This window comes from Micromonospora sp. R311 (assembly GCF_056780015.1).
Genome location: NZ_JBSWCE010000120.1, coordinates 1 through 700, shown reverse-complemented (window position 1 = coordinate 700; position 700 = coordinate 1). Strand labels below are relative to the sequence as shown.

At 64.4% G+C, this 700-nt stretch carries 2 protein-coding genes; both read right to left on the bottom strand.

Annotated elements, in window-relative coordinates:
- Positions 1-6: 6 nt before the first annotated feature.
- Positions 7-213 carry a helix-turn-helix domain-containing protein gene (locus tag AC1WTP_RS34455; protein WP_026874506.1) on the bottom strand — a complete coding sequence of 69 codons (207 nt, stop codon included), beginning with the start codon at positions 211-213 and terminating at the stop codon, positions 7-9.
- The gene (locus AC1WTP_RS34450; protein WP_481653383.1) at positions 213-692 is read right to left on the bottom strand and encodes a DUF2975 domain-containing protein; all 480 of its coding nucleotides are present in this window, start codon (positions 690-692) and stop codon (positions 213-215) included. The genes AC1WTP_RS34455 and AC1WTP_RS34450 overlap by 1 nt, the downstream gene beginning before the upstream one ends.
- Positions 693-700: the final 8 nt, after the last annotated feature.

Sequence of the window (700 nt, the reverse complement as noted above, 5' to 3'; positions counted from 1 at the left end):
GGTGGTTCATTCGTCGACCCACTCGAGCAGGTCGCCGGGTTGGCAGTCGAGCACCCGGCACATGGCTTCCAGGGTGCTGAACCGGACGGCTTTCGCACGGCCGTTCTTCAGCACGGCAACGTTCGCCGGGGTGAGCCCGACCCGCTCGGCGAACTCACCGACGCTCATCTTGCGTTTGGCCAACTCGACGTCGATGCGGACGACGATGGGCATCAGATCACCGCTTCCATGTCGGTCCGCAGCGTGGTGGCCTGCCGCAGCAGCGCCCGCATCACCACCATCAACAGCCCCAGCACGGTCACCCCGGTCAACAGCAGGAACAGCAACAGCGGCAGCCCGGGGTCGTCGGCGTTGAACCCGACGTACAGGAACACCCCCAGCAGCACCACCCACGCCGCCGCGACCGCCCACACGATCCCATCCACCCACCGCAACGCGGCCTCACTGAAGATCCGATCGTTCTTCACCAGAGTCAGCAACTGCCAGGTGCACACGATCACCACCTGCACACACAGCACCCAGAACACCGACACAGCCGTCAGCGGCCACCGCAGATACGCATGCTCCGGAGACTCCTGCGCCAGGTGCGCGAACTGCCCGGGCAACGAGAAGGTCTGGAACATGACCAGAATCCCGAACAGCAGAACCAGGAAAACTCTGAGAGCGGCTACCGCCCGATGCTCAACAACCACCCATCGAC

What these genes read in the sequence shown, in the direction of transcription:
- AC1WTP_RS34455 (WP_026874506.1), bottom strand. Translation starts at nt 213, where the DNA reads ATGCCCATCGTCGTCCGCATCGACGTCGAGTTGGCCAAACGCAAGATG.